We start from the raw sequence: 21,152 nt of genomic DNA on the forward strand, positions 1-21,152 counted from the left end.
GTCACTTCTCCGGGGCCGGCGGGACGGGGCCGACCGTCGCGGTCAGCGTCATGTTGACCATGCCGGGTTTCTGGACCGCGTCCTGGGCCGCCTTCTGCCACTGCTGCTTGATGTCGCCTTCGGCTTTGTCGAAGGACTTGCCGGAGTAGTCGGGGTGCATGACGTCGTTGATCGGGTTGTCGGCCCACACCTGCGACCACGACTCGTGTTCGACCTGTTCCTCGGTGAGGTGGGGATTGCCGATGATGCCGGCCACGACGTCCTTCGTCAGCCCGCTCGCGTACTGCTCCTGCTCGTGGTAGGTGCCGGCCGCCAGGCCGATCTTGCTTGCCATGTTCGAGCCCTTCACCACCAGCGACCTGACCGCCCAGCTCCAGCGCTCGCAGAACTCCCCGAACGACGTGGACAGTTCGAAGTCACCGACGTCCATCCCGCCCAGTTCCAGCTCGGTGAAGCCGCGCCCGCCCTCCGCGATCCCGGCTATGCCGATCGACTTCAACTCGGCGATCACTCCGTTGAGGCCGTCCGCTACCAGCTTCAACGCCTCAGGATCTGCTTGATAGCCCTCACCCAACGCCCACAACCCCCGTCGTCTCTGGCCCGTCCAGAGCCACCTCGTCCGGCACGATCCCCCGCACCGGAGGAAAGAGCATCGGCTCCTTCCCCACCACATCCAGCGCGATCCCCCCGGGCACACCCAGACCCGGCACCGCGACATCCAGCAACCGGCTCCCCAGCACCGTCATGTACGGAAACCCGTCCAGCGACAGCCCCTTCGACCGCACGAACGCCGCCAACTCCTCCTCGGACGAGAACGCGAAGATCCACCGCAGACCCCCCTCGTCCCCCGTCCACACCGCCTCGTCGCCCCACAACGGCACCAACACCGCGCTCAATCGAAACTGCGCCAGCATCACCGACGGATCCCCGACCCCAGCCCGCAGCATCCGCACCTGGTGCACCAGGCCCGCGTTACCCACCGTTACCCCCAATACACAAACCGCTCGACACCTTAGCGCACACACTTTCGAGCAGAGTGTCACCGGGCTGTGAGGGTCTCCCAGGGGATAAGCGGCTCCGCATCCGTGAATGGGAGTGACCGCACCGTGGGTACTCGCCACGACCGAGCGGCCCGTGTACCTCGACGCTTCCGCCTTGGCTTGCGAACCGCGAACGACCTGCCCAGGGCCAGATCGACGTGACGTTCATCGAAACCGATCGGGCTCCGGCCCGCGCCCTGGCGCGCAGTACTGAGCTTTGCTCGGCAGCTCGGCTGGTCGCGCGATCGGTACCCTCGCCCCGTGATCGATCACGGCATCGCCTTTCCGAACTTCCGGCTCCACGTCGTGCCTGCGGTCGTGGCTCTGGCCAGCCCGACCTGGCAGCGGGAAGTGTGGCTCGACCGGGACCAGTTCGAGGATCTCGACCACGTCGTGCACGTGCTCTTCGACGACTTCTGCGATGCGCACGAGCCCGCGCGTTTCCTGGCTGGGAGCCTTCGCACCGCGGAGGAGGTCGAGCTGATGTCGTGTCTCGGCGCTGCCTACGGCGCGGTGCAGGACGCGGTCGGCGCTTCTTCTCCCGACGAGGCTTTCCTGGATGATCCGGGCTGGCCTGCCGTGGTGGCTGCGGCCGCCCGATTGGCCCAGGTGATGCTGAGCAACGACTACCGGGCCCTGGCCGCGCTACACGAGGCCGGTCACAGCTGGCCGCCCGGGGCCGGCCGGATGGCGGAGGAGGGCGAGGCGGCCGGCGGTGCGGTCGAGGCCGTGTAGGAGAGCGGCGTCGGTGGGGGAGGCCGGTGAGTGGGTTGGCGCCGACAAGTGCGACTCCACCGACATGCGGAGCTGGGAACCCGCGCCGACCACCCGGCAGCTGGACCTGAGGGACGGCGGGGCAGGTCCGTCGGACCCGCCCCGCGTGGTCAGGCGGCGAAGCGGTCGCGGAGGCCGGCCAGGCCGGTGGTGAAGACGCCGTGGACGCGCTCGGTGGAGTCCTTGCGGTGCTCGGCCTCGATGTCGTACGTGACGCTCCACTCCACGAAGCTCGCGCCCAGCTCGGTCACCGGGGTGACCCGCAGGGTGGCGCGGTAGCCGTCGAAGTGGAAGGTGCCGTCGGGGAAGCTGTAGGTGTAGCTGCGGGCCTCCTGGTCGTAGGCGAGCAGCGTCTCGTGCAGCACGACGCCGTCGGGCAGTTCGAAGACCCGGACCGAACCGATCGCGTTGCCCGCCGGCCCGTTGCCGAGTCGGCTCGGTGGCAGGTGAGGGTGCCAGTCGCCGAGGGAGTGGAAGTCCCCGACCAGCTCCCACACCTGCTCGGCGGGGGCCTCCACCACTGTGCTGACCGTCAGGACCGCCATGATTGTTGCCGCCTTTCGTCCGCTGGGCCGGGGACCAGTCTGACGTCACGTCAGGCGGCGGCGCCAGGGGACAAGCCGTTCAGGGCCGGCCGTAGGATCGCCGATCATGGAACCAAGTACCGGACTGATCGCCGTTCCGCCCGGCCGCGTCACGCTCTCCGACCGCCGTACGCAGCGGACTTGGAGCGTGGAGGTGGACCCGTTCGAGCTGGCGCCCTGTCCGGTCACCCGCGAGCAGTACGAGGGTGTCGTGGGTGACCGCCGACCCGCACACAGCGTGTCCTGGCTCGACGCCGTCCGCTACTGCAACGAGCTGTCCCGGCGCGAGGGCCTCGCGTCCGCCTACCGGGTGGACGGCGACGAGGTGGCCTGGGACGGCAGCGCCGACGGCTACCGGCTGCCGACCGAGGCCGAGTGGGAGCACGCCTGCCGCGCCGGGACGGACGGGCCGCGGTACGGCCCGCTGGACGAGATCGCCTGGCACCGCGGCAACTCGGGCGAGCGTCCGCACGAAGTCGGCGAGCTGCGGCCCAACGCCTACGGGCTGTACGACCTGCTCGGCAACGTGTGGGAATGGTGCTGGGAGCTCTACGACCCCGAGGTGTACGGCAGTTACCGCGTCCTGCGCGGCGGCGGCTGGTTCGACGAGCACTGGAGCTGCCGCGCCTCCGTCCGCCGCCGCAGCCACCCGACCCTGCGGATCGACGACGTGGGCTTCCGGCTCGCCCGCTCGACCGGCCCCTGATCCCGGCGAATACCCGGCGAACACCCGGCGACTACCCAACGGAACCCTCCCGGCGGGCCGCGCGTTGGCGCCTGCATGAGCGATGAAACGGTATCCCTGCGTCCGATAGCCGAAGCCGACCTCCCCGCGTTCGGCCGACTGGTCAACGACCCCGAGGAGATGGGCGAGTTCCAGTGGTACGGCTGGCGGGACCCGGAGCGGTTCCGGCGCCGGTGGGCGGAGCACGGGCTGCTCGGGGAGGACCAGTGGATCTTCGCGGTCGTCGCCGGTGACGAGTTCTGCGGCTTCGTCGCCGCCAGGCGGAAGGGGATGCTGCCGACGGCGCCGTACTGGAACATCGGCATCCAGCTGATGCCGCAGGCGTGCGGGCGGGGGATCGGCACCCAGGCCCAACGGCTGCTGGTGGACTACCTGTTCACGCACACGCCGGTGATGCGGGTGGAGGCGGACACCGACGTCGACAACATCGCGGAGCAGCGCGCCCTGGAGAAGGTCGGCTTCACCCGTGAGGGTGTCCACCGCGCGGTGACCTTCCGGGGCGGGCAGTGGCGCGACGGGGTGATCTACGGCCTGCTGCGCACCGATCCGCGGCCCTGACACAAGGCTTCTCAGGCGACCCCGAACCACTCCTCGGCGAGCTCGTCCAGGGCCTGCGCCGAGGGCTTCAACTCCCGCAGGTACCACGGCAGATTGCTGTACACGTGCAGCAGTGTGTACGCCATCAGCAGTCGCGGCTCGAAGGGACGGCCGTAGGCGGTGAGCAGCTGTCCGAGCAGGCGCGGGTCGGCTCGGGTGGTGAAGAGGCCGACGGCGACCAGGTCGTAGGCCGGGTCGCCGATCATCGCGGGCCCGAAGTCGATCAGGCCGGTGAGCCGCCAGCGGCCGGCCGGATCGGTGATCAGGTGCTCGCGCATGAACTCGGTGTGCAGCAGGGTGCGTTGTGGGATGGCCGGCAGCGGGGCGGCGGCGAGGAAGTCGGGGATCTGCTCCAGCCAGGCCTCCGGCAGGCCGTGTTCGCGCTGCCGGGCGACGGCGCCCGCGCGCTGCCGGGCCAGGAAGGCGGGCCAGTCGCCGGGGGCGAGGGTGCCGGCGAGCGGCTCGGCGTCGAGGGCGTGCAGGGCGGCGAGCGCCTCGCCGCAGTCGCGGGCGATCCGCTCGCGGTCGGTCTGCGGGATGCGCGGCCAGGCGGGAGCCAGGCCCTCGCCGTGGAGGCGGGACATCAGGACGTAGCGCCAGCCGTTGACGTACTCGCCCGCCGCCCGGGCGGCGGGGATGGGGATCGGCAGCGCGCCGTCCAGGAAGGTCAGGACGCGCTCCTCGGCGGTGCCGTCCTGGGCGCTTGCCGCCGGGAACAGCTTGAGCACGTGCTCCCCGCCGACCGCGTAGACCGGGACGGACCCCTCCGCGAAGCGCGTCAACGGCTGCCCGCCGACGCCCAGTTGCGTGCAGAGGGCCTCGGCGCCCGGGCGCATCACCGACTCGTCGGGGACGACCGCGTCCCACTGTTCGTCCGTCTCCACCAGAGGCAGCATGCGGTCACCGTAGGCACACCAACCGCCCTGCGGCAAAGGCTCTTCAGTCCGTGCCGGGCCGGGTGTCGCAGCCGCTCCGGACGTCGGCCGGGACGGGTTCCGGGCCGGTGCCCGGGTCGCGGGTGAGCAGGTAGCGGGCGCCGGGGCCGGCCTGGGCGGCCCGGTCGTCGGCGTTGTAGAGGGCGCAGCGGGTGAGCGAGAGGCAGCCGCAGCCGATGCAGCCGCTGAGCTTGGCCTTGAGCAGTTCGAGTTCGGCGATCTGTTCGTCGATCCGGCTCTGCCAGGACGCGGCGACGGCGGTCCACTCGGTGCCGCTGGGGGCGGGGCGCTCGGGCAGCCGGTCGAGGGCGACGCGGGCCTCGTCCAGGGAGAGGCCGACCCGCTGGGCGGCCCGGACGAAGGCGATCCGGCGCAGCGTGCCACGGAGGTAGCGGCGCTGGCCGCCGGCGGTGCGGGTGGCGTGGATCAGGCCGAGGCTCTCGTAGTAGCGCAACGCGGAGGCGGCGAGCCCGCTGCGGGCGGCCAGCTGGCCGATGGTGAGGAGGTCGCCGGTGCGCGGGCCGGTGGTGCGGTCGCCGTCGGGTATCGCGGTCATGGGCACTCACTGTAGCGGCTTGACCTCAAGTTCGCTTTAAGTTGCACGATCGGTGCATGACGACGAAGACCGCCACGGAAACCACCGCGGGCACCGCCCGCTTCGAGGACCTCCAGCCGCTGATGGCCCTGATGACCGGCGACGAGAAGCACGACGTCGCGGCCACCTCCACCCTGGACGCGCTCTGGGTGCTGTACGACCGGGTGCTGCGGGTCACCCCCGACACCGCCGAGGCGCAGGACCGCGACCGCTTCCTGCTCTCCAAGGGCCACGGCCCGATGGCCTACTACGCCGTACTGGCCGCCAAGGGCTTCATCGACCCCGCCGTGCTGTCGAGCTTCGGCGGCTACGACTCGCCGCTGGGCTACCACCCGGACCGCACCCTGCTGTCCGGTGTGGAGATCTCCTCCGGCTCGCTCGGGCACGGCCTGCCGCTGGCCGTCGGCACCGCGCTCGGCCTGCGGGCGCAGGGGCTGACCGACCCGGCGGTGTGGGTGCTGGTCGGCGACGCCGAGTTCGACGAGGGCTCCAACCACGAGGCGGTGGCCTTCGCCGGCGCCTACGGGCTGGACCGGCTGCACGCGGTGGTGATCGACAACTCCTCGGCCACCCACGGCTGGCAGGGCGGGATCGCCCAGCGGTTCGCCGCCGCGGGCTGGTCGACCGCCACGGTGGACGGCCGTGACCACGAGGCGCTGCACCGCGCCTACACCACCGCGCACCCGGGCCGCCCGCACGTGGTGGTCGCCCGCGTCGAGCCGAAGAACTCGTGAGCCGAAGAAGCCCTGAGTCGAAGAAGCCCTGAAGAACTCCTGAGCCCAAGAACTCCTGAGCTCGCCAACCCCACCAGAACGAAAGGCACTTCACCGATGGACACCATGCGCGAGCGCTTCGTCGACGTCACCACCCGCCTCCTGGACGAGGACCCCCGGCTGGCCGTGGTGCTCGCCGACATCACCGCCGCCGCCTTCGAGCCCGCCCGCGAGCGCCACCCCGACCGGGTGGTCAACGTCGGCATCCGCGAGCAGCTGCTGGTCGGCGCGGCCGGCGGCCTGGCGCTCAGCGGGATGCGCCCGATCGCCCACACCTTCGCCAGCTTCCTGGTCGAACGGCCCTTCGAGCAGCTCAAGTTGAGCCTGGTCCACCAGGGCGTCGGTGCCGTCCTGGTGAGCGCGGGCGGCTCCTACGACAACCCGGCGGCCGGCCGCACCCACATGTCCCCGGGCGACATCGCCCTGCTGGACACCCTCCCGGACTGGACGGTGCACGTCCCCGGCCACCCGGAGGAGGCCGAGCAGCTGCTGCGCCACGCCGTCGCCGACGGCGACCGCAACGTGTACGTCCGGCTCTCCAACCACCAGAACGCCGCGCCGGTCGCGGTCGAGCCCGGCCGCTTCACCACCGTGCGCACCGGCTCGCGCGGCGTGGTGCTGGCCGTCGGCCCGATGCTGGACGCGGTGCTGGCGGCCACCGAGGGCCTGGACGTCACCGTGCTGTACGCGGCGACGGTGCGCCCCTTCGACACCGCCGGGCTGCGCGCCGCATTGGGCGAGCGGACGGACGTGGTGCTGGTGGAGCCGTACCTGGAGGGCACCTCGGCCAACGAGGCGCACGCGGCGCTGACCGACCGCCCGCACCGGGTGCTGGCCCTGGGCGTGCCGCGCGGGGAGCACCGGCACTACGGCTCGATGACTGAGCACCTGGCCGCCTACGGCCTGGACGCCTCCTCACTCAAGGAGCGGATCGCCACCTTCCTCTGGTGATCCCTCAAGTGCGGACGATCGCGACCGAGTTCGCCGCCAGCCGCACCGCCGCTCCTTCCAGCGCGGCCGTCCCGAAGGCCGCCACCATCTCCCGTCCGGCGGCCGCCAGCGGCAGCGCCGCCCCGGCCGGGCCGAGGTTGACCGCCACCCGGTACGGCCCCCGGTGCACCACCAGCCAGCCCGCCGCCTCGTCGAAGGCGACCCGCACCGCGCCGAGCTCGGGGTCGGCCAGTTCCGGGCGTTCGCGCCGCAGACGGATCAACGTCCGGTACCAGCCGAGGAGTTCGGCGTGCGGGGCGCGCCGGGTCTCGGTCCAGTCGAGCACCGACCGCAGTACGGTGGCCGGCTCCTGCGGGTCCGGGACGGCCTCGGCGGCCCAGCCGTGCTCGGCGAACTCCCGGCGCCGGCCCTGTCGGACGGCCTCCGCCAGGTCCGGGTCGGTGTGGTCGGTGAAGTACTGCCAGGGGGTGGCGGCGCCCCACTCCTCGCCCATGAACAGCATCGGGGTGAACGGTGAGGTGAGCACCAGCGCGGCCCCGCAGGCCAGCCGTCCGGCGGGCAGCGAGGTGGAGATCCGGTCGCCGAGCGCCCGGTTCCCGACCTGGTCGTGGGTCTGCAGGTAGCCGAGCAGCCGGTGGCCGCTGCCCGGGCCGAACGGCCGCCCGTGGCTGCGCTCCCGGAACGAGGACCAGGTGCCGTCGTGGAAGAACCCGCGCCGCAGCGTCTTGGCCAGGGCGGCGAGCGGCCCACGCGCGAAGTCCCCGTAGTAGCCCTGGGATTCGCCGGTGAGCGCGCAGTGCAGGGCGTGGTGGAAGTCGTCGCTCCACTGCGCGGTGAGGCCCTGGCCGCCGGCCTCGCGGGCGGCGGTGGTGCGCGGGGTGTTGAGGTCGGACTCGGCGATCAGGAACAGCGGCCGGTTGCTCGAAACCGCCAGCCGCTCGACCTCGTGCGAGAGCTCCTCCAGGAAGTGAACGGCCCGGTCGTCCACCAGGGCGTGTACCGCGTCCAGTCGCAGGCCGTCGATCCGGTAGTCGCGCAGCCAGGCCAGCGCGCTGCCGATCAGGTAGGCGCGTACCTCGTCCGAGCCGGGTGCGTCCAGGTTGACTGCCGAGCCCCACGGGGTGTGGTGCCGGTCGGTGAAGTACGGGCCGTACGCCGGAAGGTGGTTGCCGGACGGGCCGAGGTGGTTGTGCACCACGTCGAGCACCACTCCGAGGCCCTTGCGGTGCGCGGCGTCCACGAAGCGCTTGAGCCCCTCCGGCCCGCCGTAGGGTTCGTGTACGGCCCACAGGGACACCCCGTCGTAGCCCCAGCCGTGCTTGCCGGGGAACGGGCAGACCGGCATCAGCTCGACGAAGTCCACGCCCAACTCGACCAGGTGGTCCAGCTGTTCGGCGGCCGCGTCGAAGGTACCGGGCGCGGTGAAGGTGCCGACGTGCATTTCGTACAGCACCGCGCCGGGCAGCGCGCGGCCGCGCCGGCCGGTCTGCGACCAGCGGAAGGCGGCGTGGTCCACCGCCCGGCTGGCGCCGTCCGGGCCGTGCGGCTGTCGGGGCGAGCGCGGGTCGGGCAGCGGCGGGCCGCCGTCCAGCCGGAAGGCGTAGTCGCCCTCGGGCGCCTCGCCCGCCCACCAGCCGTCCCGGTCGGCGCAGCGGGCCAACTCGTGGACACCGCCGTCCACTTCGACATCGACCCGGTGTTTCGCGTACGGCGCCCACACCTCGTAGCGCGACATCCTCAGCCCCTCCTGGTCAGCAGTGCCACCGGGTACGTCGCCAGCAGCTCCGCCACCGGCACCGCCCCGGCCGGGAAGCTGCGCAGCGACAGCAGCTCCGTCCACGGGCCGCCGGCCGGCAGCTCCAGCACCTCGCCGCGCCAGCCGCCCGCCCGGGCCAGCCCGTAGGGCAGCCGGGTGACGGCGGTGACCACGTCCTCGCCCCGGGCGAAGGCCAGCAGGTGGTCGGGGGCGGCCAGCGGCCGGTAGGCGCCGAGCGGGCCGGAGCGGCGCAGGTGCAGGGCGGTGGCGGTCAGGTGGAGTTTCTCCCGGGCGAGGTCGCCGGGGCGCGGGGTGGCCGCGTCGGTGAGCCGCACGGCCAGCGCGCCGAGGTCCACCACGCCCCGGTTGTCCGGGTCCACCAGGGTGTACAGCGGCTCCTCGCTGCCCTGGTAGAGGTCCGGCACGCCCGGGACGGTCAGGTGCAGCAGGGCGGCCGCCAGGGTGTTGGAGCGGGCGTACGGGGCGAGGGCGTGCACCAGGCCCTCGATCCGGGGGAGCAGCCCGGCGTTGCCGTGGACGGCCCGGGCCCGCTGCTCCAGGGCCTGCTCGTACCCGGCGTCGGGGGCCGTCCAGGAGGTGCGCAGCTTGGCCTCGCGGGCGGACTTGAGCAGGGCGGCGACCAGCCGGTCCGGGCTGATCGGCCAGGCGGCGACCAGGGTGTGCCAGAGCAGCCAGTCCGCGTCGCGATCGAAAGCGGGCCCGGCGGCGGTGGACCAGGCGGCGGCCTCGGCGGCCCAGGCCTCGGGCTGCTCGGCGAGGACGGCGAGCCGGGCCCGGGCGTCGGCGCTGCGCTTGGTGTCGTGGGTGGAGAGCACCGTCATGCTGTGCGGCCAGGTGCGCTCCAGGTAGCGGCACCAGTCGTGGAACTCGGCCGGGTGGAGTCCGGGCCGGGCGGGGTCGCCGCCGACCTCGTTGAGGCCGGGCAGCGCGTTCCAGCGGTAGAAGGCGGTGTCCTCGACGCCCTTGGCGGCGACGGCGGCGGCGGTCTGGGCGAAGCGCACGCAGAACTCGTCCTTGTCGGTGCTGCGCCCCAGCTCGCCCAGGGCGAGCGCGGCGACCAGGCGCTCGGTCGGGTCCGCCGCGCCGTCCGGGCCGAGCGGGCCGGTGGCCTGCAGCGGGTCGTCGAAGGCGGGCTCCCCGGGCCGCGCGTAGGGCCGGTACGCCGGGTAGTCGGTGAGCAGCCGCCGCAGCGCGGCCCGCAGCTGCCCGGGCGCGTGGTCGGCGTGGGCGGGTTCGGCGGCGCCGATCCGCAGCGCGATCCGGACCAGCCGCTCGACCTCGGCGGTCAGCTCGCCGTCGGGCCCGGTCATGTCGGCCCGGCCGCGCCGGGCGGCCGCGATCGCCGGGTGCGGGTCCTGGCACAGGTCGCGGACCGGCCCGCCGTGCAGGAAGGACTCGTACGCCCCGGCCAGCCGGCAGGCGCCCGCGTGGTCAGTGAGCACGCCGTCGATCCGGCGCAGCGCGTCGTAGCCGGTGGTGCCCGCGACCGGCCAGTCCTCGGGCAGCCGCTCATCGCCGGTGAGGATCTTCTCGACCACGATGTACGCGCCGCGCGCGGCTTCGCTCAGGCGCCGCAGGTAGCCGCGTGGGTCGGCGAGCCCGTCCGGGTGGTCGATCCGGAAGCCGTCCAGGACGCCGTCGGCGTGCAGTCCCAGCAGCACGGCGTGGGTGGCGGCGAAGACCTCCGGCTCCTCGACCCGGACGGCGATCAGTTCGTTGACGGTGAAGAAGCGCCGGTAGTTGAGCTCGGTGCGGGCGAGGCGCCACCAGGCCAGCCGGTACCACTGGCGGGCGAGCAGCTCGGGCAGCGGCAGCTCCTCCGTGCCCGGGCGCAGCGGCAGCTCGTGCCGGTGGTAGCGCAGCCGTTCGCCGTCCACCGTCAGCTGGTCCAGGACGGCGCCGAGCCGGTCGCCGAGCAGCGGCAGCAGCACCCGCCCGCGCCCGGGGGCGTCGGCGGGCCCGGGCTGGGCGGTCCAGTCGATGTCGAACCAGTGTGCGTACGGCGAGTCGGGCCCGTCCCGCAGGACCTGCCAGAGCGGTTGGTTGAGCCGCTCGGGCACGGGCACGGCCATGTGGTTGGGCACCACGTCGGCGATCAGCCGCAGGCCGTGCCGGTGCGCCTCGGCGGCCAGGGCGCGCAGCGCGGTCTCGCCGCCGAGTTGCTCGCTGATCCGGGTGTGGTCGACGGTGTCGTAGCCGTGGGTGGAGCCGGGGGCGGCCTCCAGCAGCGGGGAGAGGTGCAGGTGGGAGACGCCGAGGGCGGCCAGGTAGGGGACGGCGGCGGTGGCGTCGTGGAGGGTGAAGCCGGGCTGGAGCTGCAGGCGGTACGACGCGGTGGGAAACGAGGTGGGGGGCGTGGTCGGGGGCGAGGCGGGGTGGGTAGCGGCCGGGCGGGGCTGCGCGGGCTCGGCGGCGGAGGTCATAGGTCCATAGGTACCCGGCCGGGCCCGCCGCCAAGACCCGCTGCTGACCCGAACAGGTGAGCGCACGCCCGCTACGCCGGTCGCTGCAGCACCATCACCGAGCGGTCGGTGAGCCACAGCGCGTCCCCCGCCTTGACCCGCGCGCCGGCGCCCGGGGCGGGCAGCCGGGGCTGCGCGGTGTCCACCACGACCTGCCACTCCTGCCCGTGGTCGGCGGGCACTCTGAACTCCAGCGGCTCGAAGTGGGCGTTGAACATCAGCAGGAAGGAGTCGTCGACGATCCGCCCGCCGCGCCGGTCCGGCTCGGAGATGGCGTAGCCGTTCAGGAAGACGGTCAGCGACTTGGCGTAGCTGGCGCCCCAGTTGCGCTTGGTCATCTCCTCCCCGGCGGGGGTGAACCAGGCGATGTCGGTGAGGTCGTCGTAGCCGTTCGGGGAGAGGACCCCGGAGCCCTGCCGTCCGGACACCGGCCGCCCGTGGAAGAAGCGCCGCCGCCGGAACACCGGGTGGTCGCGCCGCAGCCAGATCATCCCCTGGGTGAACTCCAGCAGCCGTGCCGCCGGCCCCTCGCCCTCGGGCCAGTGCACCCAGGTGAGCTCGTTGTCCTGGCAGTACGCGTTGTTGTTGCCCAGCTGGGTGCGGCCGAGCTCGTCGCCGTGGGAGAGCATCGGCACGCCCTGGGAGAGCATCAGGGTGGCGATGAAGTTGCGCTGCTGGCGGGCTCGCAGCTCCTCGACGGCCGGGTCGGTGCTCGGGCCCTCGACGCCGCAGTTCCAGGAGCGGTTGAAGGATTCGCCGTCCCGGTTGTCCTCGCCGTTGGCCTGGTTGTGCTTGTCGTTGTAGGAGACCAGGTCGCGCAGGGTGAAGCCGTCGTGGCAGGTGACGAAGTTGATGGAGGCGATCGGGCGGCGGCCGTCGTCCTGGTAGAGGTCGGAGGAGCCGGTGAGCCGGGAGCCGAACTCGGCCAGGGTGGCGTTCTCGCCGCGCCACAGGTCGCGCACGGTGTCCCGGTACATGCCGTTCCACTCCGTCCACAGCGGGGGGAAGTTGCCGACCTGGTAGCCGCCCTCGCCGAGGTCCCAGGGTTCGGCGATCAGCTTGGCCTGGGAGACCACCGGGTCCTGCTGGACCAGGTCGAAGAACGAGGACAGCCGGTCCACCTCGTGGAACTGCCGGGCCAGGGTGGCGGCGAGGTCGAAGCGGAAGCCGTCCACGTGCATCTCGGTGACCCAGTAGCGCAGTGAGTCCATGATCAGCTGGAGCACGTGCGGGCTGCGCATCAGCAGGCTGTTGCCGGTGCCGGTGGTGTCCTCGTAGAAGCGCTGGTCCTGGGCGAGGCGGTAGTAGGAGACGTTGTCGAGGCCGCGCAGCGACAGTGTCGGCCCGAGGTGGTTGCCCTCGGCGGTGTGGTTGTAGACGACGTCGAGGATCACCTCGATCCCGGCCGCGTGCAGCGCCTTGACCATCGACTTGAACTCCTGCACCTGCTGGCCGCGGTCGCCGCCGGAGGAGTAGGAGGAGTGCGGGGCGAAGAAGCCGATGGTGTTGTAGCCCCAGTAGTTGGCCAGGCCGAGGTCGCGCAGCCGGTGGTCGCGGACGAACTGGTGCACCGGCATCAGCTCGATCGCGGTGATGCCGAGCTTGGCCAGGTGCTCGATCGCGGCCGGGTGGGCCAGGCCGGCGTAGGTGCCGCGGATCTCCTCGGGGATGCCGGGGTGCAGCTGGGTGAGGCCCTTGACGTGGGCCTCGTAGATGACGGTGCGGTGGTAGTCGGTGCGCGGCGGGTGGTCGGTGCCCCAGTCGAAGTACGGGTTGATCACCACCGAGTGCATGGTGTGCGGGGCGGAGTCGAGGTCGTTGCGGCGCTCGGGTGCGCCGAAGTGGTAGCCGTAGACGGACTCGTCCCAGTCGATGTGGCCGCTCATCGCCTTGGCGTAGGGGTCCAGCAGCAGTTTGGCGCTGTTGTGCCGCTGGCCCAGGCCCGGGTTGTACGGGCCGTGCACGCGGAAGCCGTAGCGCTGGCCGGGCTGGACGCCCGGCAGGTAGGCGTGCCGGACGAAGGCGTCCGTCTCGCGCAGTTCGACGGCGGTCTCCGAGCCGTCCTCGCCGATCAGGCACAGCTCGATCCGGTCGGCACTCTCCGAGAACACCGCGAAGTTGGTGCCGGCCCCGTCGTAGGTGGCACCGAGGGGGTAGGGCTTACCGGGCCAGACCTGCATGACGTCCTCAACTTCCTAGCGGTGTACAGAAACTGACATGTAGTCCGACAATCTGCCTGGACCCGTGCGCTCTCTTCCCGGCCGGGCGGTCGGGCATGTGCGACGCTCTCGCGCCGTGACGCACGGCACAGCCCGCAATACTTCCCGAGCCCTTCCCCGACGGCCGGGAGATAGCGCCGGGGTTCGCCCGAACGGGTGTCCAGCGGCGAATCCTGTGAAGAGTGGGGCGGGTGGTGCGCGCGAGCCCCCTCGCCCATCCGGCTGCGGGCGGCTCGCGGCGGGCAGTACCCTTGATCGTCCGGCCGCCCCGGCCGGTCCCGCGGACACCGACGGTCCGTCAACCTCCCCGGGGCAGAACGAGCAGCAACCAGATGAGGTGGCGCATGGTGTTCCCCGCCGGCGGCCGTGGCTCCGGGCCCGACGGCCCCGACCGGGGCGGTACCCGCAGCGAGGCGCCCACGGTGGTCATGCGCCCCACCATGACCGGCCGCGCCCTGGTGCCGGCCCAGGGCGGCCCCGTCGAGGTCCCCGCGCTCGCCTGGTCGGCGGGCGAGTGGGAGGACGCCTACCAGCGGGTCCGGCTGTCCGGCCGCGCCTACGTCTGGCTCAACCTGGTCGAACAGCGGCTGCGCTCCCTCGTCGACGAGGTGCTGCACCCCATCTACGCGCCCGCCCACGGAGAGGACTGGGTCACCGCCGCCGCCGGCCCGGCCGGCGAGGAATGGGCCCACCGGGCCGGCGCGGTGCGCGAGGTCAGCCGCCGCAAGGGCTACCTGCTCGACCCGGCCGACGACGACCCGCTGGTCTTCCTCACCCTGCCCCAGCTGCGCGAACTGATGGTCCAGCACTGGCCCTGCTTCGAGCCCTACCTCGCCGACCGGCGCGAGATCGAACTCGCCCTGGACGAGCTGGAAGTGGCCCGGCACGTGGTCTCCCGCAACCGGGTGCTCACCCAGACCGTGCTGGCCCAGACCGAACGCGCCGCCGCCCGGCTGCTCGCCGTCCTCGACGGCGGCGCTGGCGGGGTGCCCGCCGACGTGGTGGAGTCGCTCGTCGCCGGGCGCTACGCGGACGTCGTCGCCGTACACGCCGACCGGGTCCGGCTCCAGCGCGACCTGCCCGTCGAGGACCTGCTCGACGGCGCCCGCCGCCTGGACGCCCTCGGCATCGGCCTCGGCATGCTCTGCCAGAACTACACCGGCAAGCGCCTGGTCCGCCTGGCCGGCGAGGGCTGCCGGGTGCGGCTGCTGTTCCTCAACCCGGCGAGCAGCGCCGTACGCCGCCGCGAACGCGAACTCGGGCTCTCCCGCGGCGAGTTGTCCCGCTCCATCGAGATGAACATCATGCACGTGCGGAGGGTCCGGGCCCGGCTGCGGGACCAGGGCGGCTTCGAGATCCGGGTCTTCGACGAGACCCCGCGCTTCACCGCCTACCTCGTCGAGGGCCCCCGCCCCACCGGCCCGGTCGCCGGCCGCAGACAGAGCCGCGACCTCGGCGTCATCCAGCCCTACCTGCGCCGCTCCCGCGGCATGGAGTCCCCGGCGCTGATCCTGCGCGGCGGAGCGGGCCAGCAGCCGGGCGGCACCGAACCGGGGCTGCTGGAGGTCTACCGCGAGGAGTTCGAGGGGGTCTGGGCGGACTCCCGGAACGTGTCCTGAGGCTCGCATCGTGAGATAACCGCTGGTCACGGCGGCGGCGCCGGTGGAACACTGCGGGCCGTGAACAGCCTCCCCGCCTGGACCCTGGAACCCGCCGGCCTCAAGGACCTCGAACCCATCGTCGAACTCAAGGCCCAGGTCATGCGCGCCGACCTGGAACGCCTCGGCCGCTGGGACCAGGAGCGGTCCCGGGAACGCGTGCGGAAGTCCTTCTCCACCCGGTACACCTCCGTGCTGCTGGTCGAGGGAGCCTTCGCGGGCTGCGTCACCATCCGCCCCGACGAGCAGGGCGGGCGCCACCTGGAGCTCTTCTACCTGGCCCCGCACCTCCAGGGCCGCGGCCTCGGCACCGCCGTCCTGCGCCACCTCCTCGCCGACGCCGACGCCGCCGGGGACCCGATGCGCCTCGTCGTCCTCCAGGGCAGCGCGGCCCAGCGGCTGTACGAGCGGCACGGCTTCGAGGTCGTCCACGAGGACCCGATCGACGCCACCATGCACCGGGAGCCCGCCCGATGACCCCCGACGATGCCCGCGAGGACCTGTACGACCGCTCCGCGCTCTGGGCCATCGGCGAACTGCGCGCCCGTGACGTCGTCGACGCCGCCTGCGCGGCCCTGGTTGCCGGACTGGACACCCCGGCCCTGCGCGTCCTGGCCGCCTGCACCTACGGCGAGGCGGACACCGACGTGGAGGGCCTGCTGCCACCCGTCATGGCCGAACTCGGCCTGGACCTGCCCGAGCTCGACACCCGGGAGAGCGAGGAGGCCGGCCTGCGGGCGCTCGCCCGGCAGCTGCTGAACGCGGAGCTGACGCCCCGGGAACTCGCCCGCACCGTCCACCGCCGGTTCGGGCACCGCCTGGAGCTCGCCGAACCGCTCTCCTGCCTCGACTACGAGTACGACGCACTGGAGTACGGCACCCGCACCCGGGAGCAGCTGGACGCCGAGGCCCGCGCCGAGGCGCTACGACTGGGCCGGGGTCGCCACGCTCAGTAACGATTCCCTCAAAACCGCTGGTCGTCCGGGTTGCGCACGTGGTAGGTGTAGCTCCCGTGAAGATCATGGGGGAGGGCGGGGCCGCTGTGCTGCGCCTCGAAGACGTACACCGCACCTACGGCACCGGCCCGGAGGCCGTGCGGGCGCTCAGGGGGGTGGACGTCAGCTTCGACCGCGGCACCTTCACCGCCGTGATGGGCCCCTCCGGCTCCGGCAAGAGCACCCTGCTGCAGTGCGGCGCCGGCCTCGACCGCCCCGACAGCGGCCGGGTCGTCCTGGACGGCACCGACCTCGCCGGGCTGACCGAGACCCAGCTGACCGTCCTGCGCCGGCAGCGACTCGGCTTCGTCTTCCAGGCGTTCAACCTGGTCGGCTCGCTCACCGCCGAGCAGAACGTCGGCCTGCCGCTGCGCCTGGCCGGGCGCCGGCCCGACCGCGCCGAGGTCCGGCGTGCCCTCACCCAGGTCGGCCTCGGCGAGCGCACCGGCCACCTGCCCTCCCAGCTCTCCGGCGGCCAGCAGCAGCGCGTCGCCATCGCCCGCGCCCTGATCACCAAGCCCCGGATGCTGTTCGCCGACGAGCCGACCGGCGCCCTCGACAGCTCCAGCAGCCGCGACGTGCTCGCCCTGCTGCGCGACCTGGTCGACCACGAGGGCCAGAGCACCGTGATGGTCACTCACGACCCGGTCGCCGCCTCCTACGCCGACCGCGTCCTCTTCCTCGCCGACGGCCGGATCGTCGACGACCTGCCCCACCCCAGCGCCCAGCAGATCGCCGAGCGGATGACCGCCCTGGAGACCGTCGCATGACGTCGCTCGGCACCCTCCTGCCCGTCGCCGCCGCGAGCCTGCGCCGCCGCAAGGCCGCCTTCGCCGGCTCCTACGTCGCCCTCACCCTCGGCGTCACCCTGGTCGCCACCACCGGCAGCCTCCTCAACGAGACCGCCGGGGACGACTCCCCGATCGGCGCGCCCTCGCTGCACAAGGTGCTCCAGTTCACCTCCGCGATGGCCGCCTTCGTCGCTGTCTTCGTCGTCGCCGGCACCTTCGCATTCGCCGTCGCCCAGCGCCGCCAGGAGATCGCGATGCTGCGCGCCGTCGGCGCCACGCCCCGCCAGATCGTCTGGCTGATCACCGGCGACGCGGCGGTCGTCGCCCTCGCCTCCGCCGTCAGCGGCTGCCTGCTCGCCCTGGCCGGCGCACCCGCGCTCGCCGCCTGGCTGGTCGCCCGCGGCGCCGCCCCCGACGGCTTCACCGCCCGGCCCGCCGTCGGCCCGATGCTGCTCGCCGCCGCCGTCGGCCTGCTGGTCGCCCTGCTCGGCGCCGTCACCGCCGCCGCCCGGGCCGGGCGGGTGCGCGCCGTCGAGGCGCTCGGCGACGCCGCCGTCGACCGCAAGGTCATGACCGGGCCGCGCTGGGCCTTCGCACTGCTCGGACTGCTCGCCCTCGCGGGCACCGTCTACTACTACCTCTCCGCGGCCACCATGCCGCCCGTCCCCGGCGACCAGCCGGACGACCCCCAGGTCGCCTCCCAGTGGGTGCTCGGCGCCGATCTGGCCGCCATCACCACGATCGCCCTGTTCGCGCCCGTGGTCGTCCCGGTGCTGGTCCGGCTGCTCAGCGCCCCGCTGGCCCGGCTCACCGCCGCCGCCCCGCTGCTCGCCCGGCAGAACGCGCTCACCGCGGTGCGCCGCACCGTCTCCACCGCCACCCCGGCCTTCCTCACCATCGCGCTCACCGGCACCATGGTCGGCTCCACCGCCGCCTTCGCCGACGCCATGACCGCCCAGGGCAAGGCCACCGCCGCCGCCCGCTACGTGCTGCGCCCCGGCAGTGCCCCGCTGCCCGCCGACGCCGCCCGCCGGCTCACCGCCGGTACGCCCGGCCTGCACGCCACCGCCACCACCTCCACCGTGGTCATGGGTCTCGGCGCCGACCGGCCCGCCTTCGACGACCACGGCGAGGACTCGCCCGCCTCCGTCCCGTCCGCCGCCACCGTCGTCGACGGCGACCTCGCCACCGCCTGGACCCTGCCCGCCGTCGACGGCACCGCCGCCGACCTGCGCGGCGCCACCCTCGCCGCCTCCACCGATCAGGCCCGCGGCCACGGCTGGAAGCTCGGCGACCAGGTCAACCTGCGCCTCGCCGACGGCACCATCGCCAGCCTGCGGCTCGCCCTCGTCTACCGCACCCAGCTCGGCCTGGACGAGATCATGCTCAGCGGCGACGCCGCCGCCGGCCACCTCGACGGCGCCCGCCCCGGCGCCGTCCACCTCAGCGCCGAACCCGCCGACCGGCTCGGCGGCGTCCTCACCGACGCCCACGACCCCGGACCCGACCCCAACGCCCACTACGCCTGGATCGCCACCACCACGATCCTCGGCCCCGCCCTGCTCTACGCCCTGATCGCCATCGTCAACACCATGGTGATGAGCGCCGCCGACCGCCGCCGCGACTTCACCGTGCTGCGCCTGGCCGGAACGGTGCGCCGCCAGGTCCTGCAGATGGTCGCCCTGGAAGCCGTCCTGGTCGTGGCCACCGCCGCCGTCCTCGCCCTCGCTGTCACCGCACTCACCCAGTACGGCACCACCGCCCTGCTCAACCACCGCATCCTGGCCGGACAGGCCGGCGTCGCACTGCACCTGCCCTGGCTCCCCCTCGGCGCGGGCGCGGCCCTCTGCCTGGCCCTCGCCGTGGCGGCCAGCGTGCTGCCCAGCCGCCTCGCCCTGACCGGCCCGGTGGCGGCGCGGTAGGGCCCAGGACCGGTCGTCGTACGACACCGTCACTCGGCCCCGGCGCGCTCGCGAGCGCGCCGGGGCCGTTCCGTGTGGCCACTCAACAGCCCTACAGGACAGTGGTGTCGGTCCGGCGGACGGCTTGCTCGAATCCCGCCCGGACGGCAACCCCGTGGGCCCGGCGAGTTGGGGGCCGAGACGGCCGCCGACGCGGTCCTGGCAGCCGCCCGAGCAGCCGGGACGGCTCCCCTGGCGGCCGGGTTGTCGGTGGGGCGGGTGATGATAGGGGCTGTTTCGCTGGAGGACGGAAGGACACACCTGATGAGCTGGTGGCAGCAGCCACTGGTCGGCTTCGACCTGGAGACCACGGGCACCGACCCGGCCGTGGACCGCATCGTCACGGCCGCGCTCGTGGACACGGTCGGCGCCGTCCGGGTGGAGGTCGCCGACTGGCTGCTCGATCCCGGGGTGCCGATCCCCGCCGAGGCGGAGGCGATCCACGGGATCGGGGATGCGATGGCGCGCAGCAGGGGGCGGCAGGCCAAGGAGGCGGTGGAGGAGATAGCCGCGGCGCTGTGCGCGCGGATCGCGGACGGGCGGCCGGTGGTGGCGTTCAACGCGCCGTTCGACCTCTCGCTGCTCGACGCCGAGTTGCGCCGGTACGGGCTGCCGAGCCTGGCCGAGCGGCTCGGCGGGCCGGTCGGGCCGGTGCTGGACGCGCTGGTGATCGACCGGGCGGTGGACAGGTACCGCAAGGGCTCGCGGACCCTGCAGCGGGTGTGCGAGGTGTACGGGGTGGAGCTGACGGACGCCCACGAGGCGGGCAGCGACGCGCTGGCCGCCGTACGGGTCGCCGTCGCGCTGGCCGGGCGCTACCCGGCCGAGGTGGGGGAGGTGGCGCCGGCCGAACTGCACGGGCGGCAGATCGGCTGGTACCGGGAGTGGGCCGAGGGCCTGCAGGCCTGGCTGCGCCGCGGCAAGGACCCGCTGGCGGTGGTGGATCCGCGCTGGCCGTCCAGGCCGACGGACCAGGAGTCGCCGGGCGTGACCGGATGACCGTGACCGTACGCCCGGCCCGCCCCGGGGACTTGCCGGGCTTCCTCGCCCTCGCCGCCGAGGTCGAGCACTGGTTCGGCCCGATGGTGGCCGAACCCGGCTTCCACCGCGCGGTGGAGAGGTCCCTCGCACGGGGGAGCGCGACCGTCGCGGAGGATGACCGGGGCCTGCTCGGCGGCCTGCTGTTCGGCGGCGGGCCCCCGTTGCACCACCTGCACTGGCTGGTGGTGGCCGAGCGCGCCCGGGGTACCGGCGTCGGCCGGGCGCTGGTGGAGGACGCGCTGCGCCGGCACGTCCGCGCCCCGGCCGTGGTCGAGGTGGTCACCTTCGGCCCGGACCACCCCGGCGCGGTGACCAGCGGCGCCCGGGTGTTCTACGAGCGGCTGGGCTTCACCGCCGCCGAGGCCGCCGAGCCCGGACCGGAGGGCGGCTCCCGCCAGGTCTACCGGCTGCGCGTCACCTGACCGCTACTGCAGGTCCAGCCCCACCGGGTGCGCCACGTCCACCGGGCAGACGAACACATGCAGTTCCCCGTGCCGTCCGACGGACAGGTCCGGGTCGTCGCCGCTCTCCACGGTCAGCAGGTGCGTCATCCGCTCGCCGCACCGCCCGCAGTCGACCGGGACGAGGTCGGTGAGGTGCCAGGACGGCCAGCCGCCCAGCTTCCAGCCCTCCGCGCGGCCCGGGTCGCGCTCGTACTCGATACCCTGCCGTTCGGCGAACTCGGCGACGGCGCGGGCCAGTTCCTCGGGCAGCTCGTCCCGGTCGGGCAGGTCGAGGAGCTGTTCGGGGCGCAACGCGCACGGCTGCGGCAGGTACTCCTCCTCGCTGAGCCGGGGCGGCGGGGGAGTGGCCGGGGCGAGTTCGGCGGCGCGCTGCCAGTGGAGTTCGACGGCGGGGCCGTAGTAGTAGCGCTCGCCCTGGATGTCGTCGTGGTCGTTGGGGCACCAGAGCACCTGGAGCAGGTCGGTGCCCTCCGGCCGGGGCAGGTGCGGCGCGTCCTCGGCGCGGATCAGGGCGAGCGGGATCAAGGCCGTTGGGACGGCCCGCAGTTCGGGGTCAGGGCGGGGGATCCGGTCGTCCTCCTCCGGGTGCCTGGCGGTGCAGTGCGGCCAGGGTTCGCCGGCCGGCCACAGCGCCGGGCCGCCGATGCCGCTCGCCCCCGGCGCGGGCTGCGCGGCGTACGGGTGCAGCAGGGTGGCGGGCCGCAGGTAGGGGGCGAGCCCGGGGACCGCGGCGACGAGTTCGGCGGGGCTGGGTGGAAGATCCGTCACGGTGAACCACCTTAGGGACAGC

General features: G+C 73.4%; 21 protein-coding genes. 12 read left to right on the plus strand and 9 right to left on the minus strand.

Annotated elements, in window-relative coordinates; translation table 11 throughout:
* Position 1: 1 nt before the first annotated feature.
* Positions 2-541, minus strand: coding sequence for a hypothetical protein (locus tag ACIG5E_RS06695; RefSeq protein WP_396531993.1), 540 nt, complete (start codon positions 539-541; stop codon positions 2-4).
* Positions 542-566: 25 nt separating this feature from the next.
* Positions 567-962 (minus strand): SseB family protein, encoded by a 396-nt coding sequence (locus ACIG5E_RS06700; protein WP_396531995.1) that lies wholly within the window; start codon positions 960-962, stop codon positions 567-569.
* Positions 963-1,301: 339 nt separating this feature from the next.
* Between ACIG5E_RS06700 and ACIG5E_RS06705 the strand changes: the two genes are divergently transcribed.
* Positions 1,302-1,775, plus strand: a complete 474-nt coding sequence (locus tag ACIG5E_RS06705) for a hypothetical protein (RefSeq protein WP_396531996.1) — start codon at positions 1,302-1,304, stop codon at positions 1,773-1,775.
* Positions 1,776-1,924: 149 nt separating this feature from the next.
* Here ACIG5E_RS06705 and ACIG5E_RS06710 read toward each other — a convergent pair whose 3' ends face one another.
* On the minus strand, positions 1,925-2,359 hold the full coding sequence (locus tag ACIG5E_RS06710; protein ID WP_396531997.1) for an SRPBCC family protein: 435 nt from the start codon (positions 2,357-2,359) through the stop codon (positions 1,925-1,927).
* A gap of 106 nt (positions 2,360-2,465) precedes the next feature.
* On the opposite strand from ACIG5E_RS06710, the gene ACIG5E_RS06715 reads away from it, so the two are divergent.
* A complete protein-coding gene (locus tag ACIG5E_RS06715; protein ID WP_396531999.1) occupies positions 2,466-3,104 on the plus strand; it encodes a formylglycine-generating enzyme family protein in 639 nt (212 codons plus the stop codon).
* Between the two features lie 75 nt (positions 3,105-3,179).
* On the plus strand, positions 3,180-3,701 hold the full coding sequence (locus ACIG5E_RS06720) for a GNAT family N-acetyltransferase (RefSeq protein ID WP_396532001.1): 522 nt from the start codon (positions 3,180-3,182) through the stop codon (positions 3,699-3,701).
* 11 nt (positions 3,702-3,712) lie between these two features.
* Here the strand turns inward: ACIG5E_RS06720 and ACIG5E_RS06725 are convergent, their stop codons facing one another.
* Positions 3,713-4,636: an aminoglycoside phosphotransferase family protein gene (locus ACIG5E_RS06725; RefSeq protein ID WP_396532003.1), complete on the minus strand. Its 924-nt coding sequence runs from the start codon at positions 4,634-4,636 to the stop codon at positions 3,713-3,715.
* A gap of 43 nt (positions 4,637-4,679) precedes the next feature.
* Positions 4,680-5,231, minus strand: a complete 552-nt coding sequence (soxR, locus tag ACIG5E_RS06730) for a redox-sensitive transcriptional activator SoxR (RefSeq protein ID WP_396532005.1) — start codon at positions 5,229-5,231, stop codon at positions 4,680-4,682.
* A gap of 56 nt (positions 5,232-5,287) precedes the next feature.
* On the opposite strand from soxR, the gene ACIG5E_RS06735 reads away from it, so the two are divergent.
* Entirely contained in the window at positions 5,288-6,004 is a 717-nt protein-coding gene (locus ACIG5E_RS06735; protein WP_396532006.1) for a thiamine pyrophosphate-dependent enzyme, read from the plus strand.
* 96 nt (positions 6,005-6,100) lie between these two features.
* Positions 6,101-6,994, plus strand: a complete 894-nt coding sequence (locus ACIG5E_RS06740) for a transketolase family protein (RefSeq protein WP_396532008.1) — start codon at positions 6,101-6,103, stop codon at positions 6,992-6,994.
* A gap of 4 nt (positions 6,995-6,998) precedes the next feature.
* Here ACIG5E_RS06740 and treZ read toward each other — a convergent pair whose 3' ends face one another.
* The 3 genes from treZ to glgX form a co-directional block, all read right to left on the minus strand.
* Positions 6,999-8,729, minus strand: coding sequence for a malto-oligosyltrehalose trehalohydrolase (treZ, locus tag ACIG5E_RS06745; RefSeq protein WP_396532010.1), 1,731 nt, complete (start codon positions 8,727-8,729; stop codon positions 6,999-7,001).
* 2 nt (positions 8,730-8,731) lie between these two features.
* Positions 8,732-11,194 (minus strand): malto-oligosyltrehalose synthase, encoded by a 2,463-nt coding sequence (gene treY, locus ACIG5E_RS06750; RefSeq protein WP_396532011.1) that lies wholly within the window; start codon positions 11,192-11,194, stop codon positions 8,732-8,734.
* Positions 11,195-11,265: 71 nt separating this feature from the next.
* Positions 11,266-13,413 (minus strand): glycogen debranching protein GlgX, encoded by a 2,148-nt coding sequence (gene glgX / locus ACIG5E_RS06755; protein WP_396532013.1) that lies wholly within the window; start codon positions 13,411-13,413, stop codon positions 11,266-11,268.
* A 383-nt stretch (positions 13,414-13,796) separates the two neighbouring features.
* On the opposite strand from glgX, the gene ACIG5E_RS06760 reads away from it, so the two are divergent.
* From ACIG5E_RS06760 to ACIG5E_RS06790, 7 genes are all read left to right on the plus strand, one after another.
* A complete protein-coding gene (locus tag ACIG5E_RS06760) occupies positions 13,797-15,071 on the plus strand; it encodes an SAV2148 family HEPN domain-containing protein (protein WP_396532015.1) in 1,275 nt (424 codons plus the stop codon).
* 60 nt (positions 15,072-15,131) lie between these two features.
* Positions 15,132-15,587 carry a GNAT family N-acetyltransferase gene (locus ACIG5E_RS06765; protein ID WP_396532016.1) on the plus strand — a complete coding sequence of 152 codons (456 nt, stop codon included), beginning with the start codon at positions 15,132-15,134 and terminating at the stop codon, positions 15,585-15,587.
* Positions 15,584-16,066, plus strand: a complete 483-nt coding sequence (locus ACIG5E_RS06770; protein WP_396532017.1) for a hypothetical protein — start codon at positions 15,584-15,586, stop codon at positions 16,064-16,066. Before ACIG5E_RS06765 ends, ACIG5E_RS06770 begins: the two co-directional genes overlap by 4 nt.
* Positions 16,067-16,131: 65 nt before the next feature.
* Positions 16,132-16,875: an ABC transporter ATP-binding protein gene (locus tag ACIG5E_RS06775; RefSeq protein ID WP_396532274.1), complete on the plus strand. Its 744-nt coding sequence runs from the start codon at positions 16,132-16,134 to the stop codon at positions 16,873-16,875.
* On the plus strand, positions 16,872-18,818 hold the full coding sequence (locus ACIG5E_RS06780; RefSeq protein WP_396532018.1) for an FtsX-like permease family protein: 1,947 nt from the start codon (positions 16,872-16,874) through the stop codon (positions 18,816-18,818). The genes ACIG5E_RS06775 and ACIG5E_RS06780 overlap by 4 nt, the downstream gene beginning before the upstream one ends.
* 303 nt (positions 18,819-19,121) lie before the next feature.
* Complete coding sequence (locus ACIG5E_RS06785) at positions 19,122-19,856, plus strand: exonuclease domain-containing protein (protein WP_396532019.1); 735 nt, start codon at positions 19,122-19,124, stop codon at positions 19,854-19,856.
* 2 nt (positions 19,857-19,858) lie between these two features.
* Positions 19,859-20,320 carry a GNAT family N-acetyltransferase gene (locus tag ACIG5E_RS06790; protein WP_396532275.1) on the plus strand — a complete coding sequence of 154 codons (462 nt, stop codon included), beginning with the start codon at positions 19,859-19,861 and terminating at the stop codon, positions 20,318-20,320.
* A gap of 3 nt (positions 20,321-20,323) precedes the next feature.
* Here the strand turns inward: ACIG5E_RS06790 and ACIG5E_RS06795 are convergent, their stop codons facing one another.
* A complete protein-coding gene (locus ACIG5E_RS06795; RefSeq protein WP_396532021.1) occupies positions 20,324-21,130 on the minus strand; it encodes a DUF1963 domain-containing protein in 807 nt (268 codons plus the stop codon).
* Between the last annotated feature and the right edge of the window lie 22 nt (positions 21,131-21,152).

It is taken from the genome of Kitasatospora sp. NPDC053057 (assembly GCF_044546945.1).
Classification (GTDB): domain Bacteria; phylum Actinomycetota; class Actinomycetes; order Streptomycetales; family Streptomycetaceae; genus Kitasatospora.